We start from the raw sequence: 15,890 nt of genomic DNA, 5'->3' as shown, positions 1-15,890 counted from the left end.
ATATCGGTCACCTCGTCCAAGACATCCAGCCTCGCGAATGCGCAAACTACTTCGCAAGCGCCGGTTATGCTTCAATCAAAATGTGAAACGCTCTAGCCGCCGGGCGGCGGCGGCAGGAAGTGGATGTTGAACTCGGCGGCCAGCGCCACCACGTCCTCGGGCTTCTGCTCCTTCATGTTGTGAAGGCCCCAGAACAGGTCGAACAGCTTGCGGCTCGGGGAGACCCAGAACAGAACTTTTGCGGTCTGCTCCGACTTGTTGAAGATGCCGTGAGGCACGCCCATGCCGAGCCGGATCAGGTCGCCGGCGGTCGCCTGCGACTCCGAATTGCCGAGCACGAAATCGAGCTTGCCCTCCAGCATGTAGAGATACTCATCCTGATCGGGATGAATGTGCGGCGGCACAAACGTGCCCGGCGGAAGTGTCGCGTGCCAGGAGAAGCTGTGCTCGGCGTAGCTCTTCGGCACATAGGTCTGGCCGAGGATGTTCCAGGAAATGCCCTGGATGCCCTCATTCGCCCGGGTAATGCCGGTGATTTCGCTCTTCATTGCAGTCCTCCCGTAACGCGATACGCGGCTATCGTCAGAGCACGATCTTTCTCGGAAAACCGCTGCGCACTTTGCGCTACCGCGGCCCTTCGGGTCCGGATCATGCTCAGTTCGCCGCCTTGCAGTCCTTGGCATAGCGGTCGCCGTAGTTCTCGAAGACCTTCTGGACGATCTCGGTCTGGAACTTGCCGTCCGGACGCTTGGCGACTTTGGTCAGGTAGAAATCCTGGATGGGATAGCCGTTGGTGTTGAACTTGAAGGTGCCGCGCAGCGAGGTGAAGTCGGCCTTCTTGAGCGCCGCCCGAACGGCGTCCTTGTTCGATAGATCGCCCTTCACCGCTTTGACCGCGCTGTCGATCAGCATCGCGGCGTCATAGGCCTGAAAGGCGTAGGTGCCGGGCACGATGTTATAAGCGGCCTCATAGGCCGCAACGAATTTCTTGTTCTGGGGATTGTCGAGATTGGGCGCCCAGTTCGCGCCGCCGAACATGCCGACTGCGGCGTCCTGCTGCGCCGGCAGGGTCGATTCATCCACCGTGAAAGCCGAGAGCACCGGAATGGTGTCGGCAAGGCCGGCCTGCCGGTATTGCTTGACGAGATTGACGCCGAGACCGCCGGGCATGAACGTGAACAGTGCATCGGGCTTCTGCGACGAGATCTTGGACAACTCCGGCTGGAAGTCCAGCGTGTTCAGCGGCATGTAGGATTCTTCGACGATCTCGCCCTTGTAGTCGAGCTTGAACCCGGCCGCCGAATCCTTGCCGGCCTGATAGTTCGGCACCATCAGGTACATGCGCTTGTAGCCGCGATCCTGCGCGACTTTGCCGAGGATCTCGTGCACCTGATCGTTCTGATACGAGGTCACATAGAAGAACGGGTTGCAGTCCTTGCCGGCAAAGGTCGACGGCCCGGCATTGGGGCTGATCAGGAAGGTCTTCGATTCCGTGATGGGCCGGTGGATCGCCTGGAGGATGTTGGAGAAGATCGGTCCGACCACGAAGTCGACCTTCTCGCGCTCGAGAAGGCCCTTGACCTTGGTCACCGCTGCATCCGGTTTCAACTCGTCGTCGACGACGACGACCTCGACATCGCGGCCGCCCATCTTGCTGCCGAGATCTTTCAAGGCAAGCGTGAAGCCGTCCCGAACCTGTTGGCCAAGCGCGGCGGCAGGCCCCGACAGGGTCACGATTACACCCAGCTTGATTTTTTCCTGGGCAAGGGCAGGGGGCACTACGGTGCCGAGCAGCACGGCGGCCGCGGCCAAGGTCATTTGCGTCTTCATGATCTGCCCCTCGTGACGATTGGCCTGCGCTGCAAGCCACGTACTCCAAATTCAAACTTATGCCGATGATGGTCGCCGCGGCAAGCCGAGCTCGAGGCGTCGCATTCTGCGGGGAGCGGCGCATGCAAGTGGCGCGCCAATTGTTTGAAGCCTAAAGAAATTGTCCTGCGGTTGATTGTTGCAGCTTTGGACTTGCAGCCGGCTCCGATTTATTTGAAGCTCAAAACGTTGGGGAATCCGTGCCGGCGCCAATGCCGGCCGTGAGTGGCTGCATCAACATGCTCGATTCCGAGACCAAGGCCGTCGAAACGCCGGAGGACCACGCCGAAGAGCTTCGGCTGTGGCTGCGGCTCCTGACCTGCACGACGCTGATCGAGGGCGAGGTGCGCGGCCGGCTGCGGCAGCGTTTCGACGTCACGCTGCCCCGTTTCGACCTGATGGCGCAGCTCGACAAGGCGCCTGACGGCATGACGCTGTCCGATGTTTCCAAGCGGATGATGGTGTCGAACGGCAATGTGACCGGCCTCGTGGAGCGTCTGGTGGACTCCGGTCATCTCGACCGCCGGACCTCGGAGACGGACCGCCGCGTCCAGGTGATCCGACTCACGAAGCTCGGACGCGCCGAGTTTCGCCGAATGGCTGCGGAACACGAAACCTGGATCGCCGATCTCTTCGCCGACCTGACCCCGAAGGACGTGCGCGAGCTGATGCGGCTCCTGGCCAAGACCAAGGCGTCCGCGCAGAAATCGGCCGCGCGCCGCCGGTCGTAAGTCCCGCCGCTGGGCGGGGCGCCGATCCCTCTTGCCGCAGGAAAAAGCACGGCATGCCCAAAATCCGCTATTGCGCCGAATTGTTTTAAGCCTAAAATGTTTCCAGATCGTGCTGCCGGGTGCAATCCATGCTGAAAGGAGCGTGCGATGGCCAACGCCGCCAAGATTCAAATGTCGGGTTCGTGTGACGACAACGCCGCGACGGCCCATGTCGATACGTTCGCGCGGCAACATCTGCCGCCGCGCGAGCTCTGGCCCGAATTCATCTTCACGCGGCCGGAGCTGCACTACCCCCCGCGACTGAACTGCGTCAGCTATTTCCTGGATCGCTGGGTCGAGCAGGGACATGGCGAGGCGCCCTGCGTCATCAGCCCTTCCGTCAGCTACACCTATCGCGAGCTGCAGGCGCTGGTGAATCGCATCGCCAACGTGCTGGTCGGCAAGCTCAATCTCGTTCCCGGCGGCCGGGTGCTGTTGCGCTCTGCCAACAACCCCATGATGGTTGCGACCTATCTCGCGGTGATCAAGGCCGGCGGCATCGTCGTGGCGACGATGCCGCTGCTCCGCGCCAAGGAGCTGTCTTATCCGATCCAGAAAGCGGCGATCACGCTGGCACTGTGCGACGGAAAACTCTCCGATGAGATGGAGAAGGCGAAGGCCGCAGCGCCCGGTCTCGAGCGCGTCGTCTATTGGGGCAACGGCGCTTCCGATTCGCTCGAAGCGCTGATCGCGGATGCGAGCCCGGAGTTCGAGGCTCTCGATACCGCCGCCGATGACATCTGCCTGATCGCTTTCACCTCGGGCACGACAGGTGATCCCAAGGGCACCATGCATTTCCACCGCGACATGCTCGCGGTCTGCGACGGTTACGCGCGCAACATCCTGCGCGCCGGGCAGAAGGATCGTTTCATCGGCTCGGCCCCGCTCGCCTTCACCTTCGGCTTCGGCGGCGTGCTGTTTCCGATGCATATCGGCGCCTCCTTTGTCGTGCTTGAGAAGACGACGCCGGACGACCTGCTGTCGGCGATCGAGCAGTACAAGACGACGGTCTGCTTCACCGCGCCGACCGCATACCGCGCCATGATCGGCAAGCTGCCGGGCCGCGACATCTCCTCGCTTCGCAAATGCGTCTCCGCGGGCGAGACGCTGCCCAAGCCGACCTTCGATGCCTGGTTCAAGGCCACCGGGATCAAGCTGATGGACGGCATCGGTTCGACCGAGATGCTGCACATCTTCATCAGCGCGACCGAGGACGAGATCCGCCCCGGCGCCACCGGCAAGCCCGTGCCGGGCTATGAAGCCAAGATCGTCGATGATGAGGGCTGCGACGTTGCGCCCGGGACGATGGGCCGTCTCGCGGTGCGCGGGCCGACCGGCTGCCGCTATCTGGCCGACGAGCGGCAGCGCAAATACGTCCAGAACGGCTGGAACATCACCGGCGACACCTATCTGATGGATAGCGACGGCTATTTCTGGTACCAGTCGCGCTCCGACGACATGATCGTGTCGGCCGGCTACAACATCGCAGGGACCGACGTCGAAGCGGCGCTGCTCACGCATCCGGCGGTTGCCGAGTGCGGCGTGGTCGGCGCCCCCGACGAGGCGCGCGGCATGATCGTGAAGGCCTATGTCATCGCCGCGCCCGGCGTGACTGCGGACGCGCAGCTCGTGGCGGAGCTGCAGGAGCATGTCAAACGCGAGATCGCGCCGTACAAATATCCGCGCGCGATCGAGTTCGTGACGCAATTGCCGAAGACCGAAACCGGCAAGCTGAAGCGCTTTGCCCTGCGGCAGCTGGCGCAGGTCGCGGCGACGTCCTCAGGCGTCGCTGCGGAATGAGAGAAGGATAGAGAATTGTCCGTGACGCCCCCGAAAGGCTCGCAACTCGCGGTGCTGCCGACGGCAGCCGAGGAAGGAACGCGCATCAGGGCGCAGATCCTGCAGCCATCGGGCTGGCCGGTTCCGAAAGGTTATGCCAACGGCATGGCTGCCGAAGGGCGTATCGTCGTCACCGGCGGGGTGATCGGCTGGGATGCAGAAGAGCGCCTCGCGGAAGGCTTCGTCGCGCAGGTGCGCCAGACCTTGGACAACATCGCCGCGATCCTGGCCGAGGCCGGTGCCCGGCCCGAGCACCTCGTGCGCCTGACCTGGTACGTCGTCGACATGGACGAGTACCTGGCCAATCTGAAGGAACTGGGCAGGATCTATCGCGACGTCTTCGGAGCCCACTATCCTGCGATGGCGCTGGTTCAGGTAGTCCGCCTCGTGGAGAAGGCGGCGCGCGTCGAAATCGAAGCCACCGCCGTCATTCCTCGCTGAAATCTGCCGGGATCGGCTCTCCCTGATCAGCTCGCCTTGGTTAGCTCGCTTGGGCGAGCTCGTCGTCCTCGGGCGAGTTCAGATAGACGCCCGACATGGTGTCGACCCAGCACAGATGGTCGTGCACCTTCTTCACGCCCTCGACGTTCTCCGCGGCGACGACCGCGGCCTGCCGCGCGCGCTCTTCGGTGATGACGCCGCTGAGGTGAACGATACCGTTGCGCACGATCACGTTCAATCCAAACGGGCACCAGTCGCTCTTCTCCATGGTATCGATGATGCGTGTGCGAATGTGGTCGTCATCCGCGGTGGGATCCGGCACTTCGCGGGCGAGCCCCGCCACCGCCTGCAGCAGATTGGCGCGGGATACGATCCCGACGACCTTGTCGCCACGCACGACCGGCAGCCGCTTGATGTTGTTCCGCTCCATGAGATCGACGATCTCCGCGAGCGCCGTATCCTCGGTGATCGTCACGGGCGAGTCGGTCATCACTTCCGAGACCTTGCGTCCGTGCTCATGGACGAAATCGCTGGCGGATTTGCCCGGACCGAGGATGAAGCGAAGCCAGCGTCCGCGCTTGCGCCCGGTGCCGATTTCGCTGCGGCGGATGAAATCTCCTTCCGACACGACGCCGACTAGCTTGCCGGTCTCGTCGACCACCGTGAGTCCGCTGACATGCCGCTTCAGCATGATATTTGCCGCTTCGACGATGCTGGTGTCGGGGGTGACCGAGATGACCGACCGGGTCATGATCTGGTGGGCGCGCATGGACGACTCCGCTTTGCTTATTGAAACTTCGATGCGCGTAACCTAGCTCGGGTATCGAGGTGCTGTTTGACACAAGTCAATCGGGCGAACACGGTCGATCCCGATTGAGAAATTGTGATCCGGACCCGGGATTGATGCAGCTCAACACGGCATCGACGCCTCGCGATACCCTTTAGCCACGTACAACTGAAGCCCGCAGGAACATGAGCCATGAGCGTCGTGCAGAAATTTCCACGGGCTGAAGAGCCGGCGGTGCAGGTTCTCCCCGCCGATCCCGTCGCTGGTCGCGAAGCCTCGTTTGTGAGCTCCGAAAAACTCGAAAGCACTCCGGTCGCGGCTGATTCCATGCCTGCATCAGAGCCATATCCTCTGGACCGCGCCTTTCACGCGATGCTGGCGCGATTCACGGGCGGGATATCGCCGCTTGCCTTGTCGCTCGCCTGGCTCGATTGGAGCTCGCATCTGGCCGCGGCGCCTCAGCGCCAGATGGAGATTTCTCGCAACATCCTTCGCGACGGCGGCCGGCTCGTGGAAGCTGCTGCGCACGCGATGTCGCCTGGGCAAAAGCCGTGGTCCGTGATCCAGCCGCAGCAGCGGGATCGCCGCTTCAGCGGACCGCAATGGGAGATCGCGCCGTTCAACCTGGTGGCGCAGGCGTTTCTGCTCGGAGAGCGCTGGTGGCGCGATGCTGCGACGGGCGTACGCGGCGTGTCGCACGCAAATGAGGCCATCGTCGAGTTCTCGATGCGCCAGATGCTCGACATGCTGGCGCCGTCGAACTTCGCTGCGACCAATCCGAAGGTGCTGGAGAAGGCGTTCCAGAGCGGCGGGGAGAATTTCGTCTTCGGCTGGCAGAACTGGTGCAGCGACCTGATGCGCCTGCTCTCCAACTCGAAACTGGCCGACGACGGGCAGTTCGTGGTCGGCAAGTCGGTGGCGGTTTCACCCGGCAAGGTCGTCTACCGCAACGAGCTGATCGAGCTGATTCAGTATTATCCGACCACCGCGCAGGTGCGGCCCGAGCCGATCCTGATCGTGCCGGCCTGGATCATGAAATATTACATCCTCGATCTCTCGCCGCAGAACTCGCTGGTCAAATATCTGACCGGTCAAGGTTTCACCGTGTTCGCGATTTCCTGGCGCAACCCGGATGCGAGGGATCGGGATCTCGCCTTCGACGATTATCGCAGGCTGGGCGTCATGGCGGCGCTGGACATGATCGGCCTGATCATGCCGGGTCGGAAGACCCATGCGCTCGGCTATTGTCTGGGGGGCACATTGCTGTCGATCGCCGCCGCCGCGATGGAGCGCGACGGTGATAACCGCTTCGGCTCGGTCACTCTCCTTGCCGCGCAGACCGACTTCACCGAGGCCGGAGAGCTGACGCTCTTCATCAACGAGAGCCAGGTGGCCTTTCTCGAAGACATGATGTGGCAGCGCGGCTATCTCGACACGACGCAGATGGCCGGCGCCTTCCAGTTGCTGCGCTCGAACGAACTGATCTGGTCGCGGCTGTCACATGACTATCTGATGGGCGAGAGCGCGCCGCCGAGCGACCTGATGGCCTGGAACGCCGACGCCACGCGGCTGCCCTATCGCATGCATTCGGAGTATCTGCGCAGGCTGTTCCTCGACAACGATCTGGCGGGAGGGCGCTATCTCGTCGGAGGCAGGAGTGTTTCGCTCTCCGATATTCACGTGCCGATGTTCGTGGTCGGCACGCTCGCCGATCACGTGGCGCCATGGCGATCCGTCTACAAGATCCACTATCAGGTCGATGCTGACGTGACGTTCCTGTTGACCAGCGGCGGTCACAATGCCGGTGTCGTGGCGCCTCCGGAGGAGCCCGGCCACAGCTATCAGGTCCTGACCAAGGCTGCTGATGCGCCCTATGTCGGTGCGGATGAATGGCTGAAGCTGGCTCCGCGGGTTGAAGGGTCGTGGTGGCCGGAATGGGCCAAATGGCTCGCGGCGCGTTCCGGCGCGCCCTGCGATCCGCCGCAGATTGGGTTTGGAGTCGCACCCGGCCTGCCCGATGCGCCGGGAGACTATGTTCACACCTAAACCTCCGGCTCGGAGCCCGGCGCGAGATCCGAGGAGCGGAACGGCTTGGCCTTGTCCAATTTCCGGTAGGCCACCGACGCGGTTCGCAACAGCTTCTTTTCCCGCTTTCGGTTGAGAAAGCGATCGGAGGCACCGAGGCCGGCGCCGTTCAAGGACGCCGCCAGCGCCTGTCCTCGTGCATCGTCGTTCAATTGTCCGAGCGCTCTTTGTGCCTTGCGCAATTGCTTGAGGATGGACTTGTGTTTCGTCGGCGTTTCCGCGGCGAACAGGTCCTGGAGCGATTCGATCGAATAGGTCAGCCGCTTGTTGAGAAGCCGCAGCTTGTGTCGTTTCTCGACGTCGAGCTTGCGGAGTCTTCGCGCTTTCTTGAGCAGCCTCGTCTCCCACTCGGTCAGCCGCTCCATCGCGTGTTCGGCGAGCGTGCGGCGGCGCAGTCGAATGGTCTCCTTGCTGCGCCGGGTCGACCAGGGGCCGCTTTCGATCCACGTCGAGGTCTGCTCGACCAGGCGGCGGTACCGTGCGGATTGCAGCGCACGCGCCAGCAGCCTGTGGCTTTCGGCCCGTTTCTCGTCCCACTGCTGAAGCTCGGCGATCACGGCGAGTTCGTCGCCACTCTCGGCGACGACCCGCTCGATCGCCACATCGAGATCCCGCACCATGCCGAGCTGGCCGTTCAGCCATCTCAGTTCGGCCCAGACGTTCGGGCGCAGGGCGTCGTCGACCATCGGCGAGAAGAAGCGGATGGCAGTACGCAGATGCGTCAGTGCGATGCGGATCTGGTGCAGAGCTTCGGGGTCGCCGCGGCAGGTCCCGTCGTGCTGAGCGATCACGGCATCGAGGTGACGGCGGGCGATGATCCGGAAGGCCGTGTCGCAGGCCATGCCGGGGCTGAGGCGGCCGGGCAGGGTATTGCGCCGCGTCGCCGGCTTGGCACGCGTGGTCGCCCTCGAGCTTGTGGTGGGTCCCGACATCCTTGCCCGCATCAATCAGGTTGCGTTGTTTGCCTTTTGGCGATCGCGTCCCGGCAGTTCTGCAGCGTCTGCTCTTCTGTCCCGGATGCATCGATGGTCGCCCAGCCGACATGGCCGATCTTATAGTGCTCTTGCAGCGCGGCAACCTCTTGCGTGGCGTCCGATGCGTCTCCCCGGCGGCCTCCGATCCGTGCCTGCCGGGTCGCGAGATCTGCGACCAGGAATAGACCGTTCAGCGCCACGTTGCGCTCTCGCGCCAGCGCGGCGATCGCGTCGCGTTCGTCCTCACGGGCGAATACGCCGTCGATGATCGCCGAATGGCCCTGCGCTAGCACCCGCCGGGCGCGCTGAGCCAGCGTGTCGTAGACGCGGGCCGTGACCTCCGGCGTATAGGCGGATGGCGAAAGGCGTTGCGTGTCCTCGACCCCGAACATTTGCTTGCGGACCAGATCGCTGCGCAGCACGACGGCTCCCGGATGCGGCGCGACGAGCGGCGCGAGCGCGTACGCCAGAACGGTCTTTCCGGTGCCGGACAGTCCCCCGACCGCAATCAGACGCGGGGCAGGAGGACGGATCAGCATCCGGGCGAGGTCAAAATAGCGCTGTGCCTGGTCGAGGATGCCGGGACGATCGGAATGCGGCCGCTTCAGCCGTGCCAGGGCCACCTGGGCGCGGATCGCCGCACGGATGGACATGAACAGCGGCAGGGCCGAGAGCGCATCGAGATTGTCGGCCGGCGTCGCTGCAAGATAGCGGTTCATGGCGATATTCGCCGCGCGCAGTTGGTCGTGCTGCAACAGGTCCATGAGGGTGAACGCGAGATCGTAGAGCACGTCGACCGTTGCCATCTGCGCATCGAACTCGATGGCGTCGAACAGCACGGGCCGATCATCGATCAGAACGATGTTTGCGAGGTGCAGATCGCCATGACAGCGGCGCACGAAGCCCTGGCGGCCGCGCTCTGCGAGCAGGGGACGAATACGCAGATACGCCTCGTGCGACGCCTTGCCGAGCCTTTCGATGTCTTCCGCGTTGAAATGTCCGCCGGCCCGCAGGCCGTCACTGTTGCCGTCGATCAGGGCCGGGATGGATGAGACCCAGGCTTCTCCGTCGCCGCGGGTCGCCGCCGCGTGCGACGCCGCGATTGCGTCAGCGGCAGCCGAGGCGAGCTGCGCCTCCAGCGGGCCGGCCTTTGCCAGATGATCCAGTGTCCTGTTTTCGTCGAAACGCGACATGTCGACCGCATATTCGATCGGCCGGCCGGCGCCGTCGACCTTCAGAGATCCATCCGGCTCTTCGGTGATCGCCACGACGCCGTGATAGATCTGCGGCGCCAGCGGCCGGTTGATCCTGATCTCCTCCTCGCAGGCCGCCTTGCGCTTCTCGAGTGTCGAATAGTCAAGGAACGGAAAGCGGACGGCGCGCTTGATCTTCAGCGCGCGCTTTGCATCCAGGAACACCGAGGCTCCATGCGTGTCGATCCGCGTCACGCCGGGATGGTCGGTCAGCATCTGGAAGATGCGCTCCTGGGCCGCCGTTTCATCCTCGATCGGAGCGGGCATTCGAAGCACCATCACGGCGTCAGCACGGCCGCGCCGAGAATCTGGCCATTCCGCAGCTTGCCAAGAACCTCGTTGGCCTGATCGAGCGGAAACGCCGTCGTCTCGGTACGCACGCCGGCTTGCGGGGCGACCTTTAGAAAATCGAGGCCATCCTGCCGGGTCAGATTGGCGACCGAGACCAACTGCCGTTCCTGCCAGAGCAAGTCATACGGAAAGCTTGGAATGTCGGTCATGTGGATGCCGGCGCATACGACGCGCCCGCCTTTGCGGACGGCGCGCAACGCGGCCGGAACGAGCTCGCCGGCTGGTGCGTAGATGATGGCGGCGTCGAGCGGCTCGTCGGGCGCTTCGTCCGATGACCCCGCCCAGACCGCGCCGAGACGACGTGCAAGGTCTTGTGCAGCGGCGTCGCCGCGTCGCGTGAATGCATGGACGGATCGTCCCTGCCAAATCGCGACCTGCGCAATGATGTGGCCGGCTGCGCCAAAGCCGTAGAGGCCGAGCCGGTCGGCGGGGCCGGCCAGAACCAGCGAGCGCCAGCCGATCAGCCCTGCGCACAGCAGGGGCGCAATCTCCACGTCGCTGCCGGCCTCACCGAGCGGAAAAGCGTAGCGTGCGTCGGCGATGGTGTGGGTCGCGTAGCCGCCGTCGCGCGTATAGCCCGTGAAGAGCGGTGCGTCACACAGGTTTTCCATGCCCTCCCGGCAGAATCGACATTTTCCGCAGGTGAAGCCGAGCCAGGGAATGCCGACCCGGTCGCCAGGCGCATGTGTTGTCACATTCGGCCCAACGAGGTCGACCCGGCCGACGATCTCGTGCCCAGGCACGATCGGATAACGAATATCGGGCAGCTCGGCATCGACGAGATGAAGATCGGTCCGGCATACGCCGCAGGCGCCGATTTTCACCCGGAGCTGACCCTCGCCGGGAATCGGGTCAGACCGCTCCTCCATCTGGAGCCGCGCTCGTGGAGCCGGCAACACCATCGCACGCATGAGTCTCTCCGGGGCGAACCGCTCCGATTGAGTTATTCATAGAATGACCAAGCGACCAGTCCTTGACGCTGGTCAACGCCTGTTCCCGGATGACCGGATAGAGTCTTTTTGCGCTTGACGAGGATCAAGTGCCTCGACGCGCGCCGGCCTATCGTGGCGACCCAGGAGAATGCGGATGCCCATCAAGGACGTCTTTCTGCCCCTTGTCGGCCAGCCGCGCGGACCGGCTGTGGTCGCGATAGAGAAATGCGTGGCTGTTGCCGCCGATCTCGGTGCCAGGATCACCGCGCTCGCGCTAGAGGAAGAGATCTTCGAGCGACCGAGGGTGATGCTGCCTCACGATCGCGATTCCGAGCACGCCGGCCCCGAAGCCGGCGACATGCAGCAGCTCCTGAATGCCTTCACCAGCGCAGCCTCCCGCGCCAACATTCGCGCCCAGAGCCGATCGGGCAAGGTGCCTGCGGATCAGATCGGCGCGATCCTGGCCGAGCATGCCCGCTTCAGCGACCTTACGCTGGTTCCCGTGAAACCGCACGACAGTCGAACAGAGGGCATTGTCGAAGCCTTCTTGTTCGGATCCGGCCGGCCGCTTCTGCTCTGTCCCGAGCATCTCGCGGACGAGCTTCGGCCTGAATTCGAAAACGTCATGATTGCCTGGGATCACTCTGCTCGCGCCGCGCGTGCGGTCGGCGACGCGTTGCCGATTCTTCGGGCAGCGACCTCGGTCCGCGTGGTGACCGTGGCGGACGACAAGACCGAGGCGGTCGTGCAATCCGGTACGGCTCTCGTCGATCATTTGAGGGAACATGGGGTCGATGCCTCGTTCGAAGCGACGAAAGGCGGCGGCAGCTCGATCGGCAAGGTACTGGGAAGCTGGGCGAATTCCCATGGCATCGATGCGATCGTCATGGGCGCCTATCATCATTCGCGCCTGAACGAGATCGTCTGGGGCGGTGTGACAAAGACCGTCATTGGCCAGCCACCGTGCTGGGTTATGATCTCGCACTAGGCTCCTTCTTTCGTCTTGATCGTCAACCAATCGGAACCGCCGCTGACCCGGCGCATTTTCTTTCATGTCAACCTATCGTCTGAACAACCTGCTGTCGCCGCGCTCGGTCGCGCTTGTCGGGGCGAGCGCCCGCTCGGGATCCGTGGGCCGCGCCGTTCTGGAGAACATTCGCAAGGCCGGATTCAAGGGGCAGTTTGGCCTCGTCAATCCGCGCCACGCCGAGATCGGCGGCGTCGCGGCGGTGAAGAGCCTGGACAGGCTGGACTTCGTGCCTGAGCTCGTGGTCATTACCGCCCCCGCAGGCGAGATTCCAGGCATTGTCGACCAGGCCGGGCGTCTCGGGTCTGCGGGCGCGCTGATCGTCTCGGCCGGGCTCGGCCAGGGACCGGGATCGCTGCACGAGGCCACATGCACTGCTGCCCGAAAATACGGCATGCGGCTGATCGGGCCGAACTGCCTCGGCATCATGATGCCCGGCGTCAGCCTGAATGCCAGTTTCGCCGCGCACATGCCGGGGGCGGGTAACCTCGCGCTGATCTCGCAATCGGGTGCAATTGCCGCCGGCATGGTCGATTGGGCCGCGCAGCGCGGCGTCGGATTCTCCGGCATCGTTTCTATCGGCGATCAGATCGACGTCGATATTGCCGATCTGCTCGACCATTTCGCGATGGATCACAAGACCCGCGCGATCCTGCTCTACATCGAGGCCATCAAGGACGCGCGCAAGTTCATGTCGGCGGCGCGCGCCGCGGCGCGCGTGAAGCCCGTCGTCGTGGTGAAATCCGGCCGCATGGCGCAGGGCGCGAAGGCGGCTGCCACGCACACCGGTGCGCTCGCCGGCGCCGACGCTGTCTACGACGCGGCGTTCCGCCGCGCGGGTGTCCTGCGGGTCTCCGATCTGCGTGAGCTGTTCGATTGTGCCGAGACGCTCGGCCGTGTCGAATCGCCGACGGGAAAGCGTCTCGCCATCTTGACCAACGGCGGCGGCATCGGCGTCCTTGCCATCGATCGATTGGTCGACCTCGGAGGAATTCCGGCAACCGTCTCGGCCGAGGCGCGCAAGAAGCTCGACGCAGCGCTGCCGCCGACCTGGTCCGGTGCGAATCCCGTTGACATCGTGGGTGATGCCGACGCCTCGCGCTACGCGGTGGCGCTGGAGGAGCTGCTGGCCGATCGTGACAACGACGCAGTCCTGGTCCTCAACGTGCAAACGGCGATCGCCTCGGCCGCCGAGATCGCCACGACCGTGACGGAGCTCGTCAGAAAATATCGCGAGCAGCACCGCAGCTGGGCGAAGCCCGTATTGGCGGCCTGGGTTGGAGCCGATCAGCACATCATCCAGACACTCTCCAGCGCCGGTGTGCCGAACTATCCGACCGAGGACGACGCCGTGCGCGGCTTCATGTATCTGGTCCGGCACCGCGAGGTGGTGGAGGAGCTGAGCCAGGTTCCTCCCGCGATGCCTGATACCTTCGTTCCGGATGCCCGGGGAGCGAGGCAGATCGTCACCGCCGCGGTCGCGGATGGCCGTGAATGGCTCGAGCCTGTCGAGATCAAGCACCTGCTCGAAGCCTATGACATCGCGATGGTTCCGACCTATGCGGCGACCGATGTCGAGCAGGCGGTGGCCTATGCGAACGACATCTTCGCACAGGGCGACACCGTCGTGCTGAAGATCATGTCACGGGACATCGTCCACAAATCCGACGTCGGCGGCGTCGTTCTCAACCTGACCACGCCTGAAGCAGTCCGAGTGGCCGCCACGGGCATCATCGCGCGCGCGAAAAAGCTGCGTCCGGAGGCGCGCATCGGCGGCGTCATCGTCCAGGCGATGGTCGTCAAGGCGAAAGCGCGCGAGCTGATCCTGGGCCTCGCCGACGATCCGACTTTCGGCACGGTCGTTGTTTTCGGCCGGGGCGGGACGGCGGTGGAGATCATCAATGACAAGGCGCTCGCGCTGCCGCCGCTCGATCTGCAGTTGGCCCGCGACCTGATCGAGCGCACGCGCATGTCGCGGCTGCTCCGCGCTTACCGGGACGTGCCGGCTGTGAAGCCGGACGCCGTCGCCATGGTGCTGGTCAAGCTCGCGCAGATGGCGGCCGACATTCCCGAGATCCACGAATTCGACATCAATCCGCTGCTGGCGGACGAAACCGGCGTGACCGCGGTCGATGCCCGCGTTGCGGTCGGGTCGCCGCAGCGGAAGTTTGTCGGCTCCGGCCCGGCCAATTTCGCCGTTCGCGCTTATCCGTCGCAATGGGAGCGCCGCCTCGAGCTCAAGGACGACTGGCGCATCTTCGTGCGGCCCATGCGGCCCGAGGACGAGCCGATCATCCACGAATTCCTGGGCCACGTCACCCCGCATGACCTTCGTCTGCGGTTCTTCGCACCGATGAAGGAATTCACCCACGAATTCATCGCACGCCTGACCCAGCTCGACTATGCGCGCGCGATGGCCTTCATCGCATTCGACGAGGCCACCGGCGAAATGGTCGGCGTCGTCCGGCTCCATTCGGACTCGATCTACGAGAGCGGCGAATACGCGATCCTGCTACGGTCCGATCTCAAGGGCAGGGGGCTCGGCTGGGCGCTCATGCAGCTGATCATCGACTATGCGCGGTCGGAAGGACTGAAGGCTATATCGGGCGACGTGCTCCAGGAGAACACCGTGATGCTCGACATGTGCCGGCAGCTCGGCTTCGAGGTCAAGCCGGATCCGTCCGAGCCTGACCTTTGCGACGTCAAGTTGAAGCTTTGAGCGTGCGCTGGAGCATATCAGCGCAAGGTGCGGGGCTTCATGAACGTGCTTCGGCCGATGTCGCATCGGCGGACGCCTTGGCCGGCGTCCGCAGGTTCTTGATGATGATTGCGATCAGCGGCAGCAGCACCGGCACGATCGTGCTGAGCGGATGATGCACCGCGCCCGACACCTGGGCCTGGAGCGCGCGCGCCTCGAGCTGGAGGGCTTCGATCGAGGCGCCGTGAATTTCGTTGGCAAGCTCGATGTCACGTCCCGACGGAGCGCGGCCGGCGATCACGAAGAGAACGGCCGCGATGACGAAATTGACGGCGCCGAGGATCGCAGCCGCGGCAATTGCGCTCCAGATCTGCACCAGCGCGAAATAGGCGGACAATTCCAGCATCAGGAGCCCGAACGCGGCGATCAGCGCCGCGAAGGCGCGCAGGCCGAGGCCGATCAGCAGATGGCGCAGCCTGATGTCCGCGATGATTCTGTCGGTACGCCACAGCACGCGCAAATGTTTGACCACGTTCTCGGTATTCACCTAGTGTCTCCTCAACATGAAGCCGACGACCACGCCCAGCGCGAAGGCGGAGGCGAGCGATGTGATCGGACGCTCTGCAACGAGGCCCTGGAGCTGCACCTGCTCTTGTTCGACGGTCTCGCCGAGCTCGGTGAGCGCGGCCCTGATCTGATCGGCGAGAGCCTCAGCGCGGTCTTTCGAGTTCTCGAACATCTCCTCGCCGGCGGTGCTCAGCAGGCGTGTGACGTCAACCTTCAGCGCCCGCAGTTCTTCGCCCATCCTGTCACTGTCGAACATGGATCCGGTATCCTCGTTGAATCGAGGCAAGTCTAGGACCC

General features: G+C 64.0%; 14 protein-coding genes. 6 read left to right on the top strand and 8 right to left on the bottom strand.

Translation table 11 applies throughout. The features are described from left to right. Positions 1–92 precede the first annotated feature (92 nt). Positions 93–548 (bottom strand): cupin domain-containing protein, encoded by a 456-nt coding sequence (locus EDE08_RS31780; RefSeq protein ID WP_131873100.1) that lies wholly within the window; start codon positions 546–548, stop codon positions 93–95. 106 nt (positions 549–654) lie between these two features. Next, positions 655–1,830, bottom strand: coding sequence for an ABC transporter substrate-binding protein (locus tag EDE08_RS31775; protein ID WP_131873098.1), 1,176 nt, complete (start codon positions 1,828–1,830; stop codon positions 655–657). Between the two features lie 251 nt (positions 1,831–2,081). On the opposite strand from EDE08_RS31775, the gene EDE08_RS31770 reads away from it, so the two are divergent. The 3 genes from EDE08_RS31770 (at position 2,082) to EDE08_RS31760 (ending at position 4,919) form a co-directional block, all read left to right on the top strand. After that, positions 2,082–2,600, top strand: coding sequence for a MarR family winged helix-turn-helix transcriptional regulator (locus tag EDE08_RS31770; protein ID WP_028181148.1), 519 nt, complete (start codon positions 2,082–2,084; stop codon positions 2,598–2,600). A gap of 147 nt (positions 2,601–2,747) precedes the next feature. Next, positions 2,748–4,439 carry a benzoate-CoA ligase family protein gene (locus EDE08_RS31765; RefSeq protein ID WP_131873096.1) on the top strand — a complete coding sequence of 564 codons (1,692 nt, stop codon included), beginning with the start codon at positions 2,748–2,750 and terminating at the stop codon, positions 4,437–4,439. Positions 4,440–4,454: 15 nt separating this feature from the next. Beyond that, the gene (locus EDE08_RS31760) at positions 4,455–4,919 is read left to right on the top strand and encodes a RidA family protein (protein ID WP_207913144.1); all 465 of its coding nucleotides are present in this window, start codon (positions 4,455–4,457) and stop codon (positions 4,917–4,919) included. Positions 4,920–4,959: 40 nt separating this feature from the next. Here EDE08_RS31760 and EDE08_RS31755 read toward each other — a convergent pair whose 3' ends face one another. Beyond that, the gene (locus EDE08_RS31755) at positions 4,960–5,688 is read right to left on the bottom strand and encodes a CBS domain-containing protein (protein WP_131873094.1); all 729 of its coding nucleotides are present in this window, start codon (positions 5,686–5,688) and stop codon (positions 4,960–4,962) included. A gap of 210 nt (positions 5,689–5,898) precedes the next feature. Here EDE08_RS31755 and EDE08_RS31750 point away from each other — a divergent pair, with 210 nt between their 5' ends. After that, positions 5,899–7,752 (top strand): PHA/PHB synthase family protein, encoded by a 1,854-nt coding sequence (locus EDE08_RS31750; protein WP_131873092.1) that lies wholly within the window; start codon positions 5,899–5,901, stop codon positions 7,750–7,752. On the opposite strand, the gene EDE08_RS31745 is transcribed toward EDE08_RS31750, so the two are convergent. The 3 genes from EDE08_RS31745 to EDE08_RS31735 are packed head-to-tail and all read right to left on the bottom strand — an operon-like array spanning position 7,749 to position 11,280. Further along, on the bottom strand, positions 7,749–8,723 hold the full coding sequence (locus EDE08_RS31745) for a CHAD domain-containing protein (RefSeq protein ID WP_131873090.1): 975 nt from the start codon (positions 8,721–8,723) through the stop codon (positions 7,749–7,751). The genes EDE08_RS31750 and EDE08_RS31745 overlap by 4 nt on opposite strands. An 11-nt stretch (positions 8,724–8,734) precedes the next feature. Then, positions 8,735–10,285: a bifunctional aminoglycoside phosphotransferase/ATP-binding protein gene (locus EDE08_RS31740; protein ID WP_502700653.1), complete on the bottom strand. Its 1,551-nt coding sequence runs from the start codon at positions 10,283–10,285 to the stop codon at positions 8,735–8,737. 11 nt (positions 10,286–10,296) lie between these two features. Next, positions 10,297–11,280, bottom strand: a complete 984-nt coding sequence (locus tag EDE08_RS31735; protein ID WP_131873088.1) for a zinc-dependent alcohol dehydrogenase family protein — start codon at positions 11,278–11,280, stop codon at positions 10,297–10,299. Positions 11,281–11,455: 175 nt separating this feature from the next. Here EDE08_RS31735 and EDE08_RS31730 point away from each other — a divergent pair, with 175 nt between their 5' ends. Both EDE08_RS31730 and EDE08_RS31725 read left to right on the top strand, forming a co-directional pair. After that, positions 11,456–12,289 (top strand): universal stress protein, encoded by an 834-nt coding sequence (locus EDE08_RS31730; protein WP_131873086.1) that lies wholly within the window; start codon positions 11,456–11,458, stop codon positions 12,287–12,289. A gap of 64 nt (positions 12,290–12,353) precedes the next feature. After that, complete coding sequence (locus EDE08_RS31725) at positions 12,354–15,047, top strand: bifunctional acetate--CoA ligase family protein/GNAT family N-acetyltransferase (protein WP_131873084.1); 2,694 nt, start codon at positions 12,354–12,356, stop codon at positions 15,045–15,047. Positions 15,048–15,084: 37 nt separating this feature from the next. On the opposite strand, the gene EDE08_RS31720 is transcribed toward EDE08_RS31725, so the two are convergent. Then, on the bottom strand, positions 15,085–15,573 hold the full coding sequence (locus tag EDE08_RS31720) for a phage holin family protein (protein ID WP_061877934.1): 489 nt from the start codon (positions 15,571–15,573) through the stop codon (positions 15,085–15,087). Then, positions 15,574–15,849 carry a hypothetical protein gene (locus EDE08_RS31715; protein WP_131873082.1) on the bottom strand — a complete coding sequence of 92 codons (276 nt, stop codon included), beginning with the start codon at positions 15,847–15,849 and terminating at the stop codon, positions 15,574–15,576. It abuts the gene before it with no gap. Positions 15,850–15,890 lie beyond the last annotated feature (41 nt).

The organism is Bradyrhizobium sp. R2.2-H (assembly GCF_004346455.1).
GTDB classification, from domain to species: domain Bacteria; phylum Pseudomonadota; class Alphaproteobacteria; order Rhizobiales; family Xanthobacteraceae; genus Bradyrhizobium; species Bradyrhizobium diversitatis.
Note: the sequence above shows the minus strand (reverse complement) of the source record. Positions and strands in the feature narration are given on the sequence as shown.